The organism is Oceanobacillus piezotolerans, assembly GCF_003665065.1.
Lineage (GTDB): Bacteria > Bacillota > Bacilli > Bacillales > Amphibacillaceae > Oceanobacillus > Oceanobacillus piezotolerans.
In genome coordinates this window covers 72,368-93,929 of record NZ_RCHR01000007.1, presented here as the reverse complement: position 1 = coordinate 93,929, position 21,562 = coordinate 72,368, and the positions used below count along the sequence as shown (strand labels likewise).

Annotated in this window: 20 protein-coding genes; 8 read left to right on the top strand and 12 right to left on the bottom strand. The window is 36.4% G+C overall.

Annotation, left to right across the window (positions count from 1 at the left end; genetic code table 11):
- Position 1 precedes the first annotated feature (1 nt).
- The 11 genes from noc to rpmH all read right to left on the bottom strand — a co-directional run bounded on the left by noc (position 2) and on the right by rpmH (position 8,639).
- Positions 2-859: a nucleoid occlusion protein gene (gene noc / locus D8M04_RS16870; RefSeq protein WP_121524582.1), complete on the bottom strand. Its 858-nt coding sequence runs from the start codon at positions 857-859 to the stop codon at positions 2-4.
- Positions 860-1,298: 439 nt separating this feature from the next.
- Positions 1,299-2,015: a 16S rRNA (guanine(527)-N(7))-methyltransferase RsmG gene (gene rsmG / locus D8M04_RS16865; RefSeq protein WP_121524581.1), complete on the bottom strand. Its 717-nt coding sequence runs from the start codon at positions 2,013-2,015 to the stop codon at positions 1,299-1,301.
- Positions 2,016-2,039: 24 nt separating this feature from the next.
- Positions 2,040-3,926: a tRNA uridine-5-carboxymethylaminomethyl(34) synthesis enzyme MnmG gene (gene mnmG, locus D8M04_RS16860; RefSeq protein WP_121524580.1), complete on the bottom strand. Its 1,887-nt coding sequence runs from the start codon at positions 3,924-3,926 to the stop codon at positions 2,040-2,042.
- 112 nt (positions 3,927-4,038) lie between these two features.
- Positions 4,039-5,415, bottom strand: a complete 1,377-nt coding sequence (gene mnmE / locus D8M04_RS16855; RefSeq protein ID WP_121524658.1) for a tRNA uridine-5-carboxymethylaminomethyl(34) synthesis GTPase MnmE — start codon at positions 5,413-5,415, stop codon at positions 4,039-4,041.
- Between the two features lie 268 nt (positions 5,416-5,683).
- Positions 5,684-5,935 carry an alpha/beta-type small acid-soluble spore protein gene (locus D8M04_RS16850; RefSeq protein WP_121524579.1) on the bottom strand — a complete coding sequence of 84 codons (252 nt, stop codon included), beginning with the start codon at positions 5,933-5,935 and terminating at the stop codon, positions 5,684-5,686.
- Positions 5,922-6,134, bottom strand: a complete 213-nt coding sequence (locus tag D8M04_RS16845) for a YozQ family protein (RefSeq protein ID WP_121524578.1) — start codon at positions 6,132-6,134, stop codon at positions 5,922-5,924. The genes D8M04_RS16850 and D8M04_RS16845 overlap by 14 nt, the downstream gene beginning before the upstream one ends.
- Before the next feature lie 2 nt (positions 6,135-6,136).
- The gene (locus D8M04_RS16840) at positions 6,137-6,409 is read right to left on the bottom strand and encodes a hypothetical protein (RefSeq protein WP_121524577.1); all 273 of its coding nucleotides are present in this window, start codon (positions 6,407-6,409) and stop codon (positions 6,137-6,139) included.
- A gap of 171 nt (positions 6,410-6,580) precedes the next feature.
- The gene (gene jag, locus D8M04_RS16835; RefSeq protein WP_121524576.1) at positions 6,581-7,195 is read right to left on the bottom strand and encodes an RNA-binding cell elongation regulator Jag/EloR; all 615 of its coding nucleotides are present in this window, start codon (positions 7,193-7,195) and stop codon (positions 6,581-6,583) included.
- Positions 7,192-7,953, bottom strand: a complete 762-nt coding sequence (yidC, locus tag D8M04_RS16830; RefSeq protein ID WP_425464036.1) for a membrane protein insertase YidC — start codon at positions 7,951-7,953, stop codon at positions 7,192-7,194. The genes jag and yidC overlap by 4 nt, the downstream gene beginning before the upstream one ends.
- Positions 7,954-8,047: 94 nt before the next feature.
- Positions 8,048-8,398 carry a ribonuclease P protein component gene (gene rnpA / locus D8M04_RS16825; RefSeq protein ID WP_121524574.1) on the bottom strand — a complete coding sequence of 117 codons (351 nt, stop codon included), beginning with the start codon at positions 8,396-8,398 and terminating at the stop codon, positions 8,048-8,050.
- Between the two features lie 106 nt (positions 8,399-8,504).
- Complete coding sequence (gene rpmH / locus D8M04_RS16820) at positions 8,505-8,639, bottom strand: 50S ribosomal protein L34 (RefSeq protein WP_121524573.1); 135 nt, start codon at positions 8,637-8,639, stop codon at positions 8,505-8,507.
- A gap of 1,220 nt (positions 8,640-9,859) precedes the next feature.
- Here rpmH and dnaA point away from each other — a divergent pair.
- The 8 genes from dnaA (at position 9,860) to D8M04_RS16780 (ending at position 20,443) form a co-directional block, all read left to right on the top strand.
- Positions 9,860-11,203 (top strand): chromosomal replication initiator protein DnaA, encoded by a 1,344-nt coding sequence (gene dnaA / locus D8M04_RS16815; protein WP_121524572.1) that lies wholly within the window; start codon positions 9,860-9,862, stop codon positions 11,201-11,203.
- A gap of 185 nt (positions 11,204-11,388) precedes the next feature.
- Positions 11,389-12,525 carry a DNA polymerase III subunit beta gene (dnaN, locus tag D8M04_RS16810; RefSeq protein ID WP_121524571.1) on the top strand — a complete coding sequence of 379 codons (1,137 nt, stop codon included), beginning with the start codon at positions 11,389-11,391 and terminating at the stop codon, positions 12,523-12,525.
- Positions 12,526-12,829: 304 nt separating this feature from the next.
- Positions 12,830-13,051 (top strand): S4 domain-containing protein YaaA, encoded by a 222-nt coding sequence (gene yaaA, locus D8M04_RS16805; RefSeq protein ID WP_121524570.1) that lies wholly within the window; start codon positions 12,830-12,832, stop codon positions 13,049-13,051.
- 6 nt (positions 13,052-13,057) lie between these two features.
- A complete protein-coding gene (recF, locus tag D8M04_RS16800) occupies positions 13,058-14,170 on the top strand; it encodes a DNA replication/repair protein RecF (RefSeq protein WP_121524569.1) in 1,113 nt (370 codons plus the stop codon).
- Positions 14,171-14,196: 26 nt separating this feature from the next.
- The gene (gene remB / locus D8M04_RS16795) at positions 14,197-14,478 is read left to right on the top strand and encodes an extracellular matrix regulator RemB (RefSeq protein WP_121524568.1); all 282 of its coding nucleotides are present in this window, start codon (positions 14,197-14,199) and stop codon (positions 14,476-14,478) included.
- Between the two features lie 138 nt (positions 14,479-14,616).
- Positions 14,617-16,542, top strand: a complete 1,926-nt coding sequence (gene gyrB, locus D8M04_RS16790) for a DNA topoisomerase (ATP-hydrolyzing) subunit B (protein WP_121524567.1) — start codon at positions 14,617-14,619, stop codon at positions 16,540-16,542.
- A 170-nt stretch (positions 16,543-16,712) separates the two neighbouring features.
- Positions 16,713-19,211 (top strand): DNA gyrase subunit A, encoded by a 2,499-nt coding sequence (gene gyrA / locus D8M04_RS16785; protein WP_121524566.1) that lies wholly within the window; start codon positions 16,713-16,715, stop codon positions 19,209-19,211.
- 134 nt (positions 19,212-19,345) lie between these two features.
- On the top strand, positions 19,346-20,443 hold the full coding sequence (locus D8M04_RS16780) for an HD-GYP domain-containing protein (protein ID WP_121524565.1): 1,098 nt from the start codon (positions 19,346-19,348) through the stop codon (positions 20,441-20,443).
- Positions 20,444-20,525: 82 nt separating this feature from the next.
- On the opposite strand, the gene D8M04_RS16775 is transcribed toward D8M04_RS16780, so the two are convergent.
- Positions 20,526-21,491: a YaaC family protein gene (locus D8M04_RS16775; RefSeq protein WP_121524564.1), complete on the bottom strand. Its 966-nt coding sequence runs from the start codon at positions 21,489-21,491 to the stop codon at positions 20,526-20,528.
- Between the last annotated feature and the right edge of the window lie 71 nt (positions 21,492-21,562).

Genomic DNA, 21,562 nt, shown 5'->3' with positions numbered 1-21,562 from the left:
TTTATGATTTCTTCTTTGGTATCTTTACAGTTATTTGATAGTATTCATCAAATTCTTTTTCATCAGACTCTACTTCTACCCCAGTTTTCGTTACCATACTTAATGACTGGCGTATTGTATTCATGGCAATTCGTATATCCTTATTAATCCCTTTTAACCTTGGACGTTTTTTCGTTTCTTCTTTTGGTTCTAATAATTTTGCAACTCGTTCTTCTGTTTGTTTTACATTTAAATCGTTTTCTATAATAAGCTCCAGTATTTCTAACTGCTTTTCTTTATCTTTCAATTTTATTAATGAACGTGCATGTCGCTCTGTAATAGATTTATTCATTAAAGCTCCATGTACTTCTTCTGGCAACTTTAATAGACGCAGCTTATTAGCGATGGTAGATTGATTCTTGCCCAGCCTCTGTGCAAGTGCTTCCTGCGTTAATGAATGCATTTCCAATAGCTTGGCATAAGCATACGCTTCTTCTATAACTGTTAATTCTTCCCGCTGGAGATTTTCAATCAAAGCAACCGATGCGGTTTCTGTGTCTGTCATCTCTCTTATAATAGCGGAGATATGATCCCATCCTAAGGACTGAACAGCACGCCATCTCCGCTCCCCAGCGATTATTTCATATTTATCTTCTTGCGTTTTTCTAACGACAATTGGTTGAATCATCCCATGTGTATGAATTGTTTGGGCTAATTCCTTTATTTTCTCTTCATCAAACAAAGTCCTCGGTTGATACTGGTTTGGAATAATATTTTTTACAGGAATTTTGACAACTTCATCAGGATTATAGGAGACTTCTTCAACTTTTTCAGTTGATTTATCACCTAATCCAAAAATACGATTAAAAGGATGCACCACTTGACACCACCTTTATGATCTTAAAATACGTAGTTCCTATCTATGTATGAAATTGTTTCACGTGAAACAATTGAAAGAATAATATTTAAAGTAAAACTTCACTCAGTGGAGAATCCCTTTCTCCCCTACTGAGTGTTAGCACCAAAAGGGTATGAGTATGGTGAACGAATCCGTCTTTTGACCAGAATCACTCCCGACTTACTATTCTTGTTACTCTCGAATTCTGGAAATAGAGAGTTTTACAGAAGTAAACTTGCGATAAAACGGATCTCTTATTAGTGCGTTTATTAAGGTAGCAGTTAAAAATATAGCTACCCAATCTATTATATTATGCATCATACTATGCCGTTATTCTCGATATGTAATCTTATTTTACCATATTTACTCACAGAAAAGAATTATTAATTATTTTGCCCAATTAAAAAAGGCTGGTGCGCCTTTACTCTATTGGAGTTTTATTTGGTACACCAGCTTTTCTAGGATATTTTTTTGGCGTTTTTCTTTTCTTGCTAATTAAAATGATATGACGTTCACTGTCTTCTTTAGGTAAAGTAAATGAAAATGAATCTTGTAATTCTCCACCTAACAATTCAATGGCTTGTTTTGCATTGTTTAATTCTTCAGATGCTTGTGCACCTTTCATCGCAATAAACATACCATTTTTCTTCGTTATTGGAAGACAAAGTTCACTTAATACTGACATACGTGCCACTGCTCTAGCGGTAACGATGTCAAATTTCTCTCTTGTTTCAGTATTTTTCCCAAAGTTTTCTGCACGATCATGATAGAAAGCAACATTTTCTAGACCTAATTCCGCAGCTAAATGATTTAAAAAACCAATTCTCTTTTGCAAAGAATCTACAATTGTTACTTTTAACTGAGGAAAGCAAATTTTGAGTGGGATGCTTGGGAATCCAGCTCCAGCACCCACATCGCAAAGCTCCCATTCATTAGAAAAATCATAATAAAACGCAGCAGTAATGGAATCATAGAAATGCTTTAAATAAACCTCTTCTTTATCTGTAATTGCAGTTAGATTTATTTTTTCATTCCATTCAACAAGTAACTTATAATACGTTTCAAATTGGTTCAGCTGCTTTTCATTTAATTCTATTCCCTTTTCTTTTAACGCCTCTTTAAACTGTTCTGGATTCATGTTTGTTCTCCCTTATTTTAGGCCTTAGTTTGCAATTTTTGCAATGTGACCTTGTTCAATATAAACGAGCAGGATAGATATATCTGCTGGGTTAACTCCCGAGATTCTGGAAGCTTGCCCTAACGATAATGGACGAATTTTCTTTAGCTTTTGTCGAGCTTCTGTTGCTAAACCACTAATTGCATCATAATCAATATCGTCTGGTACTTTTTTATCTTCCATCTTTAACATGCGTTCTACTTGCTCATTTGCTTTCTTAATATACCCTTCATATTTCACTTGAATGCCTACTTGATCTTTCACTTCATTTGAGATTTCTGTATTCTTGTCAATCATGCGCTCGATATCATAGTACTCAAGTTCAGGTCGTTTTAATAAATCATAAGCTTTAATTGCTTCTTTTAATGGAGTTGCTCCCGCTTCCTCCATTATTTTATTTACAGCTTCACTTGGTTTGATTGTCAATTTCTTCAAGCGTTTCTTCTCTTCTTCTACTGCCTGTTGTTTCACTTGGAAGTTTTCATAGCGCTCATCTGTAATTAAACCAATTTGGCGACCAATTTCTGTTAGACGCAGATCTGCATTATCATGACGTAATAAAAGTCGATATTCCGCACGAGAAGTTAGTAAACGATATGGCTCGTTCGTACCTTTTGTCACAAGATCGTCAATTAGTACACCAATATAACCTTGAGAACGATCTAAGATAACTTGTTCTTTACCAAACACTTTTTGTGCAGCATTAATTCCTGCCATAATTCCTTGGCCTGCCGCTTCTTCATATCCGGATGTACCATTAATTTGGCCAGCTGTAAACAAACCTGATATTGTCTTCGTTTCAAGTGTTGGCCATAATTGTGTTGGAACAATGGAATCATACTCAATTGCATAGCCAGCACGCATAATCTCTGCATTCTCCAGGCCTGGAATGGAATGGACCATTTCATGCTGTACAGATTCTGGTAAGGAGGTAGATAATCCTTGAACGTATACTTCTTCCGTATCTCTTCCTTCTGGCTCAAGGAAGATTTGGTGGCGTGGCTTATCATTAAAACGAACAATTTTATCCTCGATTGATGGGCAATAACGCGGGCCTGTTCCACGTTTAGCACCTGAGTACATCGCTGAAAGCCCTAAATTATTATTGATCACTTCATGAGTAAATTCATTAGTATAGGTAAGCCAACAAGGAATTTGATCGGTAATAAATTCTGTTGTTTCATAAGAAAATCCTTGTGGTTTATCATCACCAGGTTGAATTTCTGTTTTTGAATAGTCAATCGTATGGCTATTCACACGTGGTGGTGTACCTGTTTTAAAACGAACAAGTTCTAAACCAAGTTCTTGAAGATTTTCGGATAATTTAACAGAAGGACGTTGATTATTTGGTCCACTTTCATATTCCAAATCCCCCATCAATACTTTACCGCGCATATAAGTTCCTGTTGTTACGACAACCGCTTTTGCATAATACGCAGCATTCGTTTCCGTCATAACACCTTTACATACGCCATCTTCAACTATTAGTTTTTCCACCATTCCTTGGCGAATCGTTAGATTTTTTTCGTTTTCAATTAATTTTTTCATTTCTATACTGTAAAGCGCCTTATCCGCTTGTGCACGTAATGCTTGTACGGCAGGTCCTTTTCCTGTATTCAACATACGCATTTGGATATAAGTCTTATCAATTACCTTCCCCATTACACCACCAAGGGCATCGATTTCACGCACAACAATCCCCTTAGCAGGTCCACCGATTGACGGATTACATGGCATAAAAGCAACCATATCTAGATTTAATGTGAGCATTAACGTTTTAGCTCCCATTCTTGCTGCAGCCACACCAGCTTCCACACCTGCATGACCGGCTCCTATGACTATAACATCATAATTACCTGCATTGTAAGTCATGGACATTCTTCCTTTCTTTCATTTTATTTTTATCGCAGGTTAACCTGCTAAGGGCCTGCGGGTCTCTTTATATAATACCACTCAGTGAATTTCCCATGAGCGAAGTTTAATTTTATTTTCCTAAACAGAATTGCGAGAATAACTGATCGATAAGACTATCACTTGCCGTATCTCCAATAATCTCTCCTAAAAATTCCCATGTTCTTGTTACGTCAATTTGTACAATATCTAATGGCATTCCAAGCTCTAAACCTTCCATCGCATCTTCTAATGCCTTTTTGGCTTTCTTAAGGAGTTGAATATGCCTTACATTTGAAACATACGTTAAATCACCCGTATCAATTTCACCAGCAAAGAAAGTATCCGCAATTGCCTTTTCCAACTCGTCTACACCCTCTTCTTTTAAAAGAGAAGTAGCTACTATGGATCGTTCTCCTGCTAATTCCTTCACTTTATCTAAATCCAGCTTTTGCTCTAGATCGGTTTTATTAATAATGACAATATATTCAAGCCCTTGAATTGCTTCAAATAGCTTTAAATCTTCGTCTATTAAAGGTTCATTATTGTTTAGGACAAATAGTATAAGATCAGATTCTTTTAACACCTGTCTGGATCGCTCTACCCCGATACGCTCCACGATATCCTCTGTTTCGCGAATCCCCGCTGTATCTACTAAGCGTAACGGCACTCCCCTAACATTGACATATTCTTCAATTATATCGCGTGTCGTTCCAGGGATTTCGGTTACAATCGCTTTGTTTTCTTGTACTAATGTATTCATTAAGGAAGATTTCCCTACATTTGGTCTTCCAATAATAGCGGTAGCAAGACCCTCACGCAGAATTTTCCCTTGTTTTGCTACAGAAAGAAGTTCTTCAATTTCTCCATGTACTTCTTTTGTCTTCGTGCGCATCATATCGTGTGACATTTCTTCTACATCATCATATTCTGGGTAGTCGATATTCACCTCAACATGGGCAACCGTTTCTAATAAATCTTGTCTGAGGCGCTGAATCAATCCAGACAAACGCCCATCCATTTGCTTTAAGGCGACATTCATGGCTTTATCTGTTTTTGCACGTATTAAGTCCATCACAGCTTCTGCCTGTGACAGATCGATACGCCCATTTAAAAAGGCACGTTTTGTAAATTCACCAGGTTCTGCTAGTCGTGCTCCTTCACTTAACACAATTTCCAAAACACGATTGACAGCAACCATTCCGCCATGACAATTTATTTCCACTACATCTTCACGTGTAAATGTCTTCGGCGCACGCATAACAGAAACCATGACCTCATCAGCAATTTCCTGCGTCTCTGGTTCCATAATCTTTCCGTAATTCATCGTATGCGAATCCACTTCAAGCAGATTTTTCCCTTTAAACACCTTTGATGTAATCTGTATAGCATCTTCCCCTGTTAATCTAACAATCGCTATTGCACCTTCTCCAATCGGCGTGGAAATTGCTGCAATTGTATCTGTTTCCATCATACCGTTCACCTCCAACAATATTTTTCATCTATATCAACATATTTTTTAATAACATCACTAACTAAACAGGATAACATAAAATTAGATAAAAATAAACTTATCCACACACACCAATTTCTAACTCTATTTAATATTAGTTATCAACATGTGGACAATTAATTATAACGCCAATATAAAAATTATCAACAGCTTTTGATAAGAAAATGCCGGTACAAAACATGAAATACAGACAATATAAAAAGAGAACTTACTAATTTGTAAGTCCTCAGTGCTTCTTATTTAATTCTGTTTTTGCTTGTTCAATTAAAGATTTTACCATTCTCCCACCGATCGTACCGCCAACTTTCCCAGCATCTTTCGCTCTTATATTTCCATTGTATCCCTTCTCTAAAGAGATACCTTGTTCTTTTGCTACTTCATATTTAGCTTGTTCCGGACTTGCAGCGTTACTCACTTTGGCTTTAAGCTGGTTTAACCCTTCCCTAGCTTCTGGTACTAGTATTTTATTTCTTGCCATTTGGATTTCCTTTTCTCGGGAAGGACTCCTCTGTACGATTTTCCGTTACATCTTGATCAAGAGTTCCCTCCATATAAGCATCCGACACTTGTTCATGTGTTTTTGCCATTCCTTTTGATAGATCATCATCACTGTAATAATCAGAGTACTGGTAGGTTCTATTTGCTATAGATTTATCTTTATGACTTTTATTTGCCATTTTTAATTTACTCCCTTCCATTCTTTTGCATTCATAATTGCTTTTAAATCCTTTAGTAAATCGTTTATTTCTTCCACCTGCAGCAAGATTGGCAACTGATCGTTAATGGTTAAAGTACAATTATCATCCTGTTTCATTAAATATTGATAGAGATTTGTTAGCTGCTTTTCTGAAATATTAGACTGTGTATACAAATTTTTGACTTGCGTTAAATAAAAACATTCATTAGTATGATCAAATTCTCCGCTAACAATTTCTCCAGTAAAATGCGACATCACAATCTCCTTTCCAGCACATTAACGTTAGTATTCATTTATAGTTCTAAAAACATGCACGTGTTTAAAGGAAATTCTTATAAAAATGATACCCGACACGATAGATTTAAAACACGCAGACAATAAAAAAAAGGAAAGGATCTTGGAATACCCTCCAAGACCCTTTCACTTCTATGGTTTTATCACAATATGTCGATGCGGATCATCTCCATCTGAATAGGTAGAGACTTCACGATTATTTTGCAAAGCGTTATGAATAATCTTACGTTCAAAAGCAGGCATAGGTTCTAAAGCAACCTTTCTTTTCGTACGAATCGCTTTATCAGCCATTCGTAATGCCAATGCTTCTAATGTTTCTTTTCTTCGACTACGATATCCTTCAGCGTCAAGCGTTACTGTATAATATACTTTACTTTCTTTATTTATGACAAGCTGCAGTAAATTTTGCAGTGCATTTAGAGTTTGACCGCGCTTCCCTATTAACAGTGCAATATTCTCTCCACTAAGATTGAAAGTAACATGATTAGCTTCAACCAATGTCTGCATATTAACTGTTACATTCATATTGCTTGTTACTTCTCTAATATAGTTTTCTGCCTCAATTATTGGATTTTTTATAATCGAAACCTTAACAATCGCAGGCTTCGAACCAAAAACTCCTAATAATCCCTTTTTTCCTTCATCAATAATTTGAATTTCTACCTGGTCCCTCGTGGTGTTTAACTGCTTCAATGCTGACTGGACCGCCTCTTCCACCGTTTGTCCACGCGCAGTTAGTTCTTTCACTTTTTAGCTCCCCCATTATCCTTAGCCATCATTGGTTTGTTGATTAAAAGTGTTTGAACAACCATAAAGATATTACCAGTTACCCAATACAATGCTAGCGCTGCCGGGAAGAAGAAGGCCATAACCCCAATCATAATAGGCATGATATATAACATCATCTTCATTTGCATTGCTATTTGCGGATTCGCATTAGCTGATGAACTCGTTGACATCATCAACTTTTGTTGCAAAAATGTAAATCCAGCAGTTAATATTGGCAAAATATAATCCGGCTCACCTAATTGGAACCAAAGGAAACTATAATTACTGATTTCTTCTGTACGAACAATGGCATGGTACATTGCAATAAAGATCGGCATTTGTACAAAAATCGGCAAACATCCTGCAAGCGGATTAACATTGTTTTCTTGCATTACTTTCATTGTTTCCTGTTGTAATTTCTGCTGGGTGTTAGCATCCTTGGAACTGTATTTCTTTTGCAGTTCTTGAAGCTTCGGTTGAACCTCTTGCATAGCCCTAGAACTCTTAATTTGTTTAATATTTAAAGGCATAATAACTAAACGGACAAATATTGTAACAATAATAATGGATAAACCATAGCTATTATTGAAAATCTCAGCGATTTTTATAATTACCCATGAAAGCGGATAAACAAAAATCTCATTCCAAATACCTTCACTTTCTGGTGTAATTGGTTGGTCAACTTCCATACAGCCGGATAGAAAGACAACAAGTCCAATCATAACCAGAAGTAACATATACTTCTTACGCAAATTCTTTTCCTCCTTAAATAGAGACACTATAATATCTATTGCTATTCTATAATAAAACAACTATGGATACTATCCTAAACTAGTCGTTCGTCTTTTTTAACAGTTTTTCTTTATATAGTAGATGTATTAAACTCTTCTTTATCTCTTCGTACTCCATATTTTTCGTTTGATTTCTAGCAATAATAACAATGTCGTAAGGAAATTTAATATTTTCCTCCAGCTCCTGAAAAGCTTGACGAAGATACCGCTTTATTCTATTTCTAGTCACTGCATTTCCTATTTTCTTTCCTACTGATAATCCAATACGAAAATGCACTTGATCCGTTCTCTCTAAATAGTATATAACAAGCTGTCGGTTAGCAAAAGACTTTCCTTTATTAAACACTTGTTGAAATTCGCTATTTTTTTTAATTCGATATTGTTTCTTCATTTTTACCACCTAACACTTACAGGCCTGTTTTTTTCATTATGTATATAAAATCATTCATATTATTGTCTTTTTTAATGAGAAAAAGACCACTGACTTTTTCAGTGGTCTAAGCAGATAATACTTTTCTTCCTTTACGACGACGACGAGCTAAAACTTTACGTCCGTTAGCTGTACTCATACGTGCGCGGAAACCGTGTACTTTTTTACGTTTACGATTATTTGGTTGAAATGTTCTTTTCATAGTATCTTGCACCTCCCTAAGGGAATCTTCAATATCTAAAATAATATCTTAAACTTATCGATTAGACAGTCTTTGTAATTATACGGAATTTATACTGTATTTGTCAACAGCATCATTCTTAAGAGATTACCTCATTAATTAAACAGAAAAAATGACCAAAAATCAATAGTAAATTTTGAAATTTGATCTTTTTTTTTATTTGTTCTTTCATCTTTATGTATTTTTTAACGAAATAGATAGACTTCTGATTAGTTTAATTCAATATAGTGCATAAAAACCGCTCCGGAAATACACTACGCTTTCCGCGGGCGCTGTTGAGCCTCCTCGTGCTAACGCACTGCGGGGTCTCAACTAGGCTTTTCCTCCCGCAGGAGTCTTCGTGTATTTCCTCCGCTGGTTTGTGCTTTTAAACATTATATAAGAAGAAACTATTAAAAATGAAGTGATTGTAGCGGAGGGCAGTAGACTCCTCGAAAAAGAAAGGCACTTTTTCCTCGTGCGATGTTTCGCTGTCGAAACCTTCCTTGTCCTGCGGGAAAAGCAACAAGCGAAGACCCCGCAGGAAGTGTCCTTCTTCCGAGGAGGCTGAGACGTTGCCCGCGGAAAGCAACTGCCCGCAGCGAAAATCACGAGCGCATATTTTGTTTTCGGTGTGTAAAACATTATTAATTTAAATTCAGTTAATCTACATTTTCTATCAACTGCAGAATTACCTTCATCGGATCCTAAAAAAATGTGATTAAACTACTTATTTATCCACAAAGTCTTCACAGCCCTTTTTCGACATTTTTTTCTATCCACATCACTTATTGACAAGTAAATCACAAAATATAGTAGTGTGGATGCTTTTTATCTACAATAGGTTGATTTTGTGGATAAGTGTCGAAATTCCATTGCTTTATTGGTTTTTTTTTGGTATTATATTTATGTTTCACTTGTGGAAAACAAAATTGAATATAAACTTATACACAGAATGTGGATAACCTGTGGATAGTTGTTCACATCCTTTTTATAACTTTTTCAACAAGCTTGTGGATAGCGGTAATAAGTATGGTATAAGCAAAAGTTATCATCTAATATACATCCACATTACACTACTAAATATTATTTCCCCTGATATTAAAATTTTATTAGACAAGCTTACATTTTATGCCTTTCCATTTTTAGAAAGACGTTAGGAAGGCTTTTTCTGTTATTTTTTGAAAGGAGTGAACTCTCGATTGGAAAACATAAATGAGCTATGGGTTGCTACACTAGAAAAGATCGAAGAAAGAGTAAGCAAACCTAGCTTTGAGACATGGCTAAAAAACACAAGAGCTGAAGCCCTTGAAAAAAATACATTAGTTATCTCAGCACCAAATGAATTTGCGCGTGATTGGTTAGAAACACAATATACAGATTTAATTTCCGATATCATTGAAGAGATAACTGGTTCACGTCTTCATACCAAATTTATTATTCCTGATGTGTCACCAGAAGTAGAGGAAGTAAATCCCGTTCCTAAACCGAAAGAAGCAAAGGAAAACAATGATTTTCCAAAATCAATGCTAAATTCCAAATACACGTTTGATACATTTGTTATTGGTGCCGGAAACCGTTTTGCCCACGCAGCTTCCCTAGCTGTTGCAGAGGCTCCGGCTAAAGCATACAATCCATTATTTATTTATGGTGGTGTTGGGCTGGGTAAAACGCATTTAATGCACGCAATTGGCCACTATGTACTTGAGAACAAGCCAAATGCTAAGGTCGTTTACATTACTTCTGAGAAATTTACCAATGAATTTATTAATGCCATCATGGATAATAAAACGACAAATTTCCGCAATAAATATCGAACCGTAGATGTTCTTTTAATAGATGATATTCAGTTTATTGCTGGAAAAGAATCAACCCAGGAGGAATTTTTCCATACTTTCAATACATTGCATGAAGAAAGTAAACAAATAATTATCTCTAGTGACAGGCCACCTAAAGAGATTCCAACATTAGAGGATCGCCTGCGTTCTCGTTTTGAATGGGGACTAATTACAGATATAACTCCCCCAGATTTAGAAACAAGAATCGCCATTTTAAATAAGAAAGCGAAAGCGGAAGGTCTTGATATTCCAAACGAAGTTATGCTCTATATTGCAAATCAAATTGATACCAATATTCGTGAGCTTGAGGGAGCGTTAATCAGAGTAGTCGCTTATTCCTCTCTAGTAAATCAAGATATTGATGCGTCACTTGCTGCAGATGCTCTTAAAGACATCATTCCAAGCAGCAAGCCTAAGATAATTACAGTACAAGGAATCCAGGAAATTGTTGGTGAGAAGTACAATGTGCGTTTAGAAGATTTTGCTGCAAAAAAACGTACGAAATCTATTGCATTTCCAAGACAAATTGCTATGTATTTGTCCCGGGAGTTAACTGACCTCTCTTTACCAAAGATTGGAGAGGAATTTGGCGGACGGGATCATACAACGGTAATCCATGCTCATGAAAAGATCTCAAAATTATTAGATTCAGATATGGAATTTAATAGAGAAATAGAAGAAATTAAAGAAAAAGTAAAATCTATCTAATTATCAACATGTGCATAGTGTGAATCATTCCTCTCTCTTATGAACAGGTTATCCACATGTGGAAAACTTTAGATAAACTAGGAAAAATTCGCTTATCCACATAATCACAGGTATTATTACTGTTATTACTATCTTTTTATAAAAAAATAATATAAATAGAACTTCCAATAGGAGGATTTTTTTTCATGAAATTTATTATTCAACGTGATCAGTTAATTTCCAGTGTACAAGATGTAATGAAGGCTATTTCATCTCGAACAGTAATTCCAATATTAACTGGGATAAAAATCGAGGCAAAAAAACATGGAATTTCCCTGACAGGTAGTGATTCTGATATTTCAATAGAATCTTATATCCCTGCAGAAGAAGATGATGTAGTTAATGTTGAACAAATTGAAGAAGGAAGTATCGTATTACAAGCCAAATACTTTCCCGATATTGTAAAGAAATTACCAGAAAAAACAGTTGAGATTGAATGTGACGAATCACTTAAAGTAACCATTCGTTCTGGAAAAGCAGAGTTTAATTTAAATGGACAAGATGCGGAAGAATATCCACAGCTGCCAAAAATTCAAACAGATAACAGCTTTGAAATGCCAATTGATCTATTAAAAAGTATGATCAAACAAACTGTCTTTGCAGTATCTACCATGGAAACCCGACCAATCTTAACTGGAGTTAATGTGAATTTAACGAATAATACACTAAGCCTGGTAGCTACAGACAGTCATCGATTAGCTTCTAGGGAAGTTCCTATTTCAGATACAAACATTGAGTTTAAGAACGTAGTTGTACCAGGAAAAAGCTTAAATGAATTAAATAAAATCCTGGATGATGCAGAAGAAAAGGTAGAGATTAGTGTAACGAATAATCAAATCCTTTTCAGAACAAAACATCTATACTTCCTTTCACGTTTGCTTGATGGGAATTATCCTGAGACTTCAAGATTAATACCAGAACAAAGCAAAACAAAAATACAAGTAAAAACGAAGGAATTACTTAGCACGATCGATCGTGCTTCCCTTTTAGCAAGAGAAGAAAGAAATAATGTTGTACGCTTAACAACACAAGGGGATAATCTAATTGAAATAACAAGTAATTCTCCAGAAGTAGGAAATGTAACGGAAGATATTACCGTTCACTCTATTGAAGGTGAAGAGTTAAAGATTTCCTTCAGCTCTAAATATATGATCGATGCCTTGAAAGCCATTGAATATGATGAAGTAATCATCTCCTTTACTGGTGCAATGCGTCCATTTATTATGCGCCCTGTGGATGATGATTCCATCTTGCAGCTGATTCTGCCTGTACGTACGTATTAATAACAAATTTAATTTTGTTCCAAACAAATAGATCGCCCATAGATCAAACTGGATGGATTTAGACACAGATGAGTCAAAATAGGTCTTCCATCCAGTTCCTCATGTATAAATAAACTAGCTCTTATCTAATTTTTGGTAAGAGTTTTTCTTTTAACTATTCAAAAAAACAAAAATAAAGGCCAAATAAGCGTTTTTTTTAACTTTCCTAGGCCGTACCTTTCCTTAATGCGAAAACTTTAGTAAAATAGGTGTATATGGTTTTAAACGATAGTACGTAATCTAAAAATAGGATTTGGTGATAACATTGCAGGAAGAAATAATGATTAAAACAGAATTCATTACGTTGGGCCAGTTTATTAAATTATTAAATGTCTTAGACTCAGGTGGCATGGTTAAAGCATTTCTTCAAGATGAAGGTGCTCTTGTAAATGGGGAACGTGAACATCGCCGAGGCAGAAAGCTGTATGAGAATGATGTAGTAGAAATTGAGGGGATAGGATCCTATATTGTAAAAAAAGAGGCTTAAGTATACATGCATATCGAACAGTTAGACTTGAGAAATTATCGTAATTACGAAAATTTAAATATATCTTTTGATGATAAAGTAAACGTCATAATCGGCGACAATGCTCAAGGTAAAACAAACCTTATGGAAGCTATTTATGTTCTGGCTTTTACAAAGTCACATCGAACTTCCCATGAAAAAGAACTTATCCAATGGGAGAAAGAATATGCTAAAATAGAAGGTAGAGTAGTGAAGCGAAATCAAAAGATTCCTCTTGAAATTATCATTTCCACTAAAGGGAAAAAGGCAAAATTGAATCGGCTTGAACAGAGAAGATTAAGTGATTATATTGGCTCTATTAATGTTGTGATGTTTGCACCAGAGGATTTAACTCTAGTAAAGGGATCACCACAAATTAGAAGACGGTTTATAGATATGGAGCTGGGACAGATTCAACCGACCTATCTTTATCACCTGGCACAATACCAAAAGATCTTAAAGCAGCGTAACTTCTTACTGAAACAATTACAGAAAAAGGCAAAAAGTGACATAAATCTGCTTGAAGTGTTGACAACGCAATTAATTCAGCATGCTAGTATTATTATAGAGAAACGATTTATCTTCTTAGAATTGCTAAAAAACTGGGCAGTTCCGATTCATCATGGTATTAGCAGGAATATGGAGGACTTAGATATTAAGTATAGTCCTACAATTGACGTATCAGAATCGGAAAATAAGGAGAAAATAGATAATATTTATTATGAGAAATTTCAAGAAATACAGGGGAAAGAAATCGAAAGAGGGACAACGCTAATTGGCCCTCACCGCGATGACCTACTGTTCTATGTAAATAATAAAAATGTCCAAACCTTTGGATCACAAGGTCAGCAAAGAACAACTGCTCTATCCCTTAAACTTGCAGAAATAGAGTTGATAAATAAGGAGATTGGAGAGTATCCTATTCTACTTCTAGATGATGTGCTAAGTGAATTAGACGATTATAGGCAATCCCATTTATTAAATACGATACAAGGTAAAGTACAGACCTTTGTATCTACTACAAGTGTAGATGGGATTCATCATGAGACATTAAAGAACGCCGAACTTTTCCCTGTTAAAGATGGAAAAGTAGATAGGTAATCTCTGAATCTGAAGGATGTGTGAAATTGTTTATTCATATTGGAAACGGTAATGTCATTCGCTCCTCAGAAGTTATTTCGATTATTGATATTCATATATTAGAATCTTCCTCCATTATGGAAGAATTAATTCATGCTTGTAAGGAAAAAAAACAAGTGATTGGTCCAGAAAGTGGAGCAAAGTCTTTACTCATTACCAATGACAGATTATATTATACGACCGTATCGGTATCCACTTTGAAAAAACGTGCAAGTATGATTTCCACCATTAGTAATCTAGATGATTTCTCGACAGAAATTGCTCCGTAAATCTATGAAAGCAATATAGACAAAGCCTTTCTCTAACAAAGGAGAAATATTTTATATATTTTATAACAACGTAAATAACGCATTCGCTAATCAATTAAGCGAATATCAAGTTTTCTAATTAGAAATGAGTGTGAGTAAATGTCAATGGACGAAAAAATATCAACAGAACAAGCATATGATGCAGAACAGATACAAGTTCTAGAAGGATTGGAAGCCGTACGTAAACGCCCTGGTATGTATATCGGTTCCACGAGTGGAAGAGGACTACACCATCTTGTTTGGGAAATTGTTGATAATAGTATAGATGAAGCATTAGCCGGTTTTTGTGACCACATTGAAATTACAATAGAAGAAGACAATAGCATTACCGTTCAAGATAATGGGCGAGGTATCCCCGTTGATATTCAGAAGAAAACGGGGCGTCCTGCATTAGAAGTTATTATGACCGTGTTGCATGCCGGCGGTAAGTTTGGCGGTGGAGGTTATAAGGTTTCTGGCGGCCTGCACGGTGTTGGTGCTTCCGTTGTAAATGCTTTATCAAGTGGGCTGGAGGTCTATGTACATCGTGATGGTAAGATTCATTTCCAAGGCTACAAAAAAGGTGTTCCAACAGAGGACATTAAAGTTATTGGCGAAACAGATATTACCGGAACAGTGACGCACTTCACTCCAGATCCGGAAATTTTTACTGAAACACTTGAATATGATTTTGATACATTAGTAAACCGTGTACGTGAATTAGCCTTTTTAAATAAAGGACTAAAGTTAACGCTGGAAGATAAACGTACGGATAGAGAACCTGCTGTTTTCCACTATGAAGGTGGTATTAAGTCATATGTTGAGTATATTAACAGTACAAAAGAAGTATTACACGAACCCTTCTATTCTGAAGGAGAGGATAAAGGTGTAGAAGTAGAAATTTCACTTCAGTATAACGATGGCTTTGCAAGTAATATCTTTTCTTTTGCGAATAACATTCATACGTATGAAGGTGGGACACACGAGGTTGGCTTCCGTACTGGTCTAACACGTGTGATTAATGATTACGCTAGAAAGAGCGGATTATTTAAAGACAATGATAGTAACTTAACTGGTGAAGACGTTCGGGAAGGAATCACAGCAATTGTTTCCATTAAACATCCAAACCCACAATTCGAAGGACAAACAAAAACGAAATTAGGAAATAGTGAAGTGCGAACCGTTACTGATTCTGTTTTCAGTGAGGCATTCTCTGCCTTTCTATTTGAGAATCCTTCTATAGCTAAAACAATTGTGGAAAAAGGGATGATGGCTTCTCGTGCTCGTGTAGCAGCGAAAAAAGCAAGAGAACTAACGAGAAGAAAGAGTGCATTAGAAATATCGAACTTACCTGGTAAGCTTGCTGATTGTTCATCGAAGGATGCTGCTATCAGTGAATTATATATCGTAGAGGGGAACTCCGCGGGTGGCTCAGCAAAGGCAGGGCGAGATCGCCATTTCCAAGCTATTCTACCATTACGAGGTAAAATACTAAACGTTGAAAAAGCACGCTTGGACCGTATTTTATCTAATGCTGAAATTCGTTCAATGATTACAGCACTCGGTACAGGTATTGGAGACGATTTTGATATCTCCAAAGCTCGTTACCATAAGGTCGTTATTATGACGGACGCCGATGTAGATGGTGCACATATTCGTACCTTACTATTAACCTTTTTCTTCCGTTATATGCGTCCTTTAATCGATCATGGTTATATTTATATTGCGCAGCCGCCATTATTCCAAGTGAAGCAAGGGAAAAATGTGCAATACGTATATAATGATAAAGAGCTGGAAAAAGTGCTTTCTTCTATCCCAGAAACACCAAAGCCTAGTATTCAACGTTATAAAGGTCTAGGAGAAATGGATGCCGAACAGCTATGGGATACAACAATGGACCCAGAGCAGCGTACACTGCTTCAAGTTGAATTAACAGATGCAGTAGAAGCGGACCAGACTTTTGATATGTTAATGGGTGACAAGGTAGAGCCAAGAAGGAACTACATTGAAGAAAATGCACAGTACGTTAAAAACTTAGATATTTAATACAAAGGACAATAAGAACTGCAAAATGGCTGACAAGATTTTTCACAGTAAGATGGATAAGCGCCAAGCGGAAAGGAAAAGCTTGTAAGCTGTTAGGTTAGTACTATCCTTCCCTTATATCTGAGTACAAGGAATGTTAACTTAACTTTCCTTGATAGGAGGTAAAGAATATGGCAGATGAAATACGTAAAAATGTACAAGAAGTAAATATAAACCATGAAATGCGCACATCTTTTCTTGATTATTCGATGAGTGTTATTGTTTCGAGAGCTTTACCAGATGTACGGGATGGGATGAAACCTGTACACCGCCGGATTCTCTATGCAATGAATGATTTAGGAATGCATTCGGATAAGGCGCATAAAAAATCGGCTCGTATCGTTGGTGAAGTTATTGGTAAATACCATCCACATGGGGACTCTGCAGTTTATGAAACCATGGTACGTATGGCACAAGATTTTAGTTATCGTTACATGCTTGTGGATGGTCATGGTAACTTTGGATCGGTTGACGGAGACCAAGCTGCAGCAATGCGTTATACCGAAGCAAGAATGTCAAAGATCTCGATGGAATTAGTACGCGATATCAACAAAGATACGATTGACTTCCGTGATAATTATGACGGATCAGAACAAGAGCCTGTCGTTTTCCCGGCTCGCTTCCCAAACTTATTAGTTAACGGAACATCTGGAATTGCTGTAGGTATGGCAACTAATATTCCACCGCATAATCTAGGTGAAACAATTGATGCAATTCTCGCACTTAGTGAAAACCCTGAGATTACTGTAGATGACCTGATGGAAGATTATATCCACGGGCCAGACTTTCCAACTGCGGGAATTATTATGGGCAGAAGTGGTATTCGTAAGGCTTATGAAACCGGAAAAGGTTCTTTGACCATTCGTGCAAAAGTGAATATTGAGGAGCATGAAAACGGTAAATCAAAGATTATTGTTACGGAATTACCATATCAAGTGAACAAAGCTAGATTAGTTGAAAAAATCGCAGAGCTTGTTCGTGATAAACGTATAGAAGGAATAACGGATTTACGTGATGAGTCGGATCGCGAAGGTATGCGTGTTGTTATGGAAATCCGTAAAGATGCGAATGCGAATGTGATTTTAAATAATCTATATAAACATACTGCCTTACAGACGACATTTGGCGTTAATATGCTAGCACTAGTGGATGGACAACCTAAGGTCTTATCCATTAAAGAATGCTTGCATCATTATTTAGAGCACCAGAAGGTAGTAATCAGGCGCCGTACAGCCTTTGAATTAAATAAGGCAGAAGCTCGTGCTCATATCTTAGAAGGTTTACGAATTGCGTTGGATCATCTGGACCAAGTTATTACGCTTATTCGTAATTCCAAAACAACGGAAATTGCACGTAATGGCTTAATGGAGAGTTTCGATTTATCCGAAAAACAAGCACAAGCTATCTTGGATATGCGTTTACAGCGATTAACAGGCTTAGAACGTGAGAAGATCGAGAACGAGTATAATGATCTCATGAAGCTTATTGCTGAATTGAAAGCTATTTTAGCGGATGAACAAAAAGTATTGGATATTATTCGTGAAGAACTTAATGAAATTAAAGAAAAATATGGAGACGAGCGCCGAACTGAAATTACGGTAGGCGGAGCTGATTTCTTCGAGGATGAAGATTTAATTCCGGAAGAAAATATTGTGATTACCTTGACACACAAAGGATATATTAAACGCCTTCCTACCTCCACTTATCGCGCTCAAAAGCGTGGCGGGAGAGGAATTCAAGGAATGGGGACCAATGAGGATGATTTCGTAGAGCATTTAGTTTCTACTTCTACTCATGATACGATCCTCTTCTTCACCAACAAAGGGAAGGTTTATAAGATTAAAGGTTATGAGATTCCTGAATTTTCCAGGACAGCAAAGGGAATCCCAATTATTAACCTGCTTCAAGTGGAATCCGGTGAATGGGTAAATGCGGTTATCTCAGTAGATGAGTACCGGGAGGATAACTTCTTATTCTTTACCACGAAACATGGTATTGCAAAACGTACATCCTTATCCATGTTCGCCAATATCCGCAAGGGTGGATTAATTGCGGTAGGTCTTCGGGAAGATGATGAATTAATCTCTGTTCGATTAACTGACGGAACAAAGGATATTATGATTGCAACTAAGAATGGTTATCTCATTCGCTTTGAGGAAACACAAATTCGTGCAATGGGCAGAACGGCTTCAGGGGTAAAAGGGATTTCCTTAAGAGAAGATGACTATGTTGTCTCCATGGAGATTCTAGAACCGGGCTCCAACATTCTCCATGTTACGAATAAAGGTTTTGGTAAACAAACACCTGAAGATGAATATCGTCAAATTAATCGTGGCGGTAAAGGGGTCTTCACATGTAAGCTTACCGACAAAACTGGCCATGTTGTAGCAGTAAAAGCAGTAAATGGTAAAGAGGATCTCATGTTAATTACGATAGCAGGCGTTCTTATACGAATACCTGTTGCGGATATCTCAGAGACAGGTCGAAGTACAATGGGTGTAAGACTTATTCGTCTGCAAGAGGAAGAAGAAGTTGCTACGGTAACGCGTATTGAACATGAGGAAGAAGAAGTTGAAGCAGATACAGAAGAAATGGCAGATACCCAAGATAACGAAGATTCAGAAGCATAAAATAAACTTTGCAAAACGGGGCTATAATCCCTCTTACTTGTTAACACAGCAAGTTCTTTGCAGGATAAAGGGGTGGCCTATTTATGCCACCTCTTCTTTTATACATAAAATGTATGCCATCAGGGGGAATCATGATGAGAGTAAAACCTTCACAGCTTGTACCAGGGAGTGTCTTACTGAAGGAAGTTAAGGGCAAAACAAGCAAGCCTATTATTCCAGTCCATACCGTATTAACGGAAGAACATATTGAGGTGCTGCAACTGTTTTTAGTCGATTATGTTGATGTTTCTACTAAATTAAAAAACGGGGAGCAATTTAAGCCGAAGGAACCAGGTAAAATCATTCGTACTCCGGTAGAAAAACAGCAGCAAAAAGCAAAAAAGCTCTCGTTTGAGGCACATTTCCACCAGGCAGTAAAAGAATATAAATCTCTATTTATATCTTGGCAGAATGGGCTGCAAATCGATATACATAAGGTAAGGGAGTTTATTATTCCTTTGCTTAGAAGAACAGAGGATATAGATAAGTCCGTTTATTTGCTGCATCATTATACATCCAAGGAAGAATATATCTTCTCGCATAGCGTCGCGGTTAGTATTTTGGCCTCTTATTTAGGAAGAAAACTCCGCCTTAGTCAAGGGGAGTGGATCCAATTAGGGTTAGCGGGTTTATTAAGTGATGCAGGAATGGCAAAAATAGATTCCAATATCGTATTTAAACAAGGCTCTTTAACAGAAAAAGAAAGAGAACAAATTATCAATCACCCAACCTACTCTTACAGGATGGTTGAAAATACTCCGTCTATTACTCAAGGTGTAAAATTAGCAATCCTGCAGCATCATGAACGCAGTGATGGCTCGGGGTATCCACTCGGCATACGGAAGGATAAAACTCATATTTTTGCTCGAATTCTGGCCGTAGCTGATACCTACCATGCGATGACAAGTGAACGTTTGTATAAAGAAAAACAATCTCCGTTTAAGGTAATTGAAGAGATTAAAAATAATAGATTTACAAAATACGATACAAAGATTGTCCATACATTTATTCAGAGTCTCGCAAATTTTTCGGTCGGTACAAGGGTTATGTTATCGAATGAGGCGATTGGCGAAATTGTATTTATCGAACCGAAGGAGTTAACGAGACCAATGGTCCGACTGAATGAAAGTGGGGAAATTATTTCGTTAAAAGATGAACCGAAATTACATATACAAGAAATTATAAGCTACTGAAGAATAGGCTGGGACAAACGTATCAGAACCATGGTTAGCAGAGGAATACCAAAACATAATGTATTTCGTATGGTTCGCCTTTCTAGTCATGTCCCTGTCCTTTTTCATTAAATATCGCCATTAATTCACTTTCTAGAATTAATGGTATTTTTTTTGAAGTAATCGATAAAAAATGGACAATCAATGGATAATCTAAATCAAATTTTGTAGCAAGTAATTCCCCCCACCATTCGGTTTCATAACGACAGATCATACTTAAGTTATAAAGCAGTAAATAATGCACCATAACTTCTGAAATGGGTGAGAATAGCTCTCTAACTTTTGGAAAGTAAATCTTATTATTTTCCATATGGATAAAAAAGAGCCCATGGGTCTTATTTATGCTCTTTGTCAATTTTAATTGAATGGAGTGCTGGTCTATATCCATATCATCAATCTCTGGTAAGTAAAGCTTTATTTTATTTATAAATGCCTTCTCCGTAACATGGAATGAATCCAAAATAGAGTTTGGAAAGGTTAGAACATTTGAATTCAATGAGCCAACTGGTATTAAGCTGGTTTCCCTTTGAAATGAAAATATCGATGACATTTCTGGGATTAATGAAAATAAATCCTCCATACGTATCTTCTCGAATGGAATATTTTGATGCTGGTATAAATGCTCCGCAAAATAAGGAAACAATCCTGTTTTTTGTATTTTTACCTCATCTTCTAAAAAGGTATAATTCTTTTTCTTACGTTTACGAGTTGTAACCCCATGTGATAGCAATGCAGTTGATTCTGGATACTCTGGTCTTTTTGTTAAAAGGCAGGCCTTTAACAAATGAGTCATCCCATAGAATAAAAGAACAGGTTTTGCAAGTAATGGCGTTTCCTTTCCAATTTGATAGAACTGCAGGCCATGGTCAAGGTAATACATAAATGGATTACTATTTTCAAATCCCTTTAACTCCGGGTTTTCTATCTTCAGTTTTTGATAACTATTCTGCAAGTAAGTTTGTGCAGTTTGTTGAGAATGCAGAAAAGCTAATAAAGGATAGTCACTCATGAAGGAACCCCCATTATCAAATAAATCTTCAAGGAAAGGAAGATTCAGAATCTATTTACTTTTATTCGCTT

Coding starts and splice junctions, on each gene's coding strand:
- rsmG (WP_121524581.1), bottom strand. CDS start 2,015: ATGAATCCAGAACAGTTTAAAGAGGCGTTAAAAGAAAAGGGAATAGAA.
- mnmG (WP_121524580.1), bottom strand. CDS start 3,926: ATGACTTACAATGCAGGTAATTATGATGTTATAGTCATAGGAGCCGGT.
- mnmE (WP_121524658.1), bottom strand. CDS start 5,415: ATGGAAACAGATACAATTGCAGCAATTTCCACGCCGATTGGAGAAGGT.
- D8M04_RS16850 (WP_121524579.1), bottom strand. CDS start 5,935: ATGGCAAGAAATAAAATACTAGTACCAGAAGCTAGGGAAGGGTTAAAC.
- D8M04_RS16845 (WP_121524578.1), bottom strand. CDS start 6,134: ATGGCAAATAAAAGTCATAAAGATAAATCTATAGCAAATAGAACCTAC.
- D8M04_RS16840 (WP_121524577.1), bottom strand. CDS start 6,409: ATGTCGCATTTTACTGGAGAAATTGTTAGCGGAGAATTTGATCATACT.
- yidC (WP_425464036.1), bottom strand. CDS start 7,953: ATGTTACTTCTGGTTATGATTGGACTTGTTGTCTTTCTATCCGGCTGT.
- rnpA (WP_121524574.1), bottom strand. CDS start 8,398: ATGAAGAAACAATATCGAATTAAAAAAAATAGCGAATTTCAACAAGTG.
- rpmH (WP_121524573.1), bottom strand. CDS start 8,639: ATGAAAAGAACATTTCAACCAAATAATCGTAAACGTAAAAAAGTACAC.
- dnaN (WP_121524571.1), top strand. CDS start 11,389: ATGAAATTTATTATTCAACGTGATCAGTTAATTTCCAGTGTACAAGAT.
- recF (WP_121524569.1), top strand. CDS start 13,058: ATGCATATCGAACAGTTAGACTTGAGAAATTATCGTAATTACGAAAAT.
- gyrB (WP_121524567.1), top strand. CDS start 14,617: ATGTCAATGGACGAAAAAATATCAACAGAACAAGCATATGATGCAGAA.
- gyrA (WP_121524566.1), top strand. CDS start 16,713: ATGGCAGATGAAATACGTAAAAATGTACAAGAAGTAAATATAAACCAT.
- D8M04_RS16780 (WP_121524565.1), top strand. CDS start 19,346: ATGAGAGTAAAACCTTCACAGCTTGTACCAGGGAGTGTCTTACTGAAG.
- D8M04_RS16775 (WP_121524564.1), bottom strand. CDS start 21,491: ATGAGTGACTATCCTTTATTAGCTTTTCTGCATTCTCAACAAACTGCA.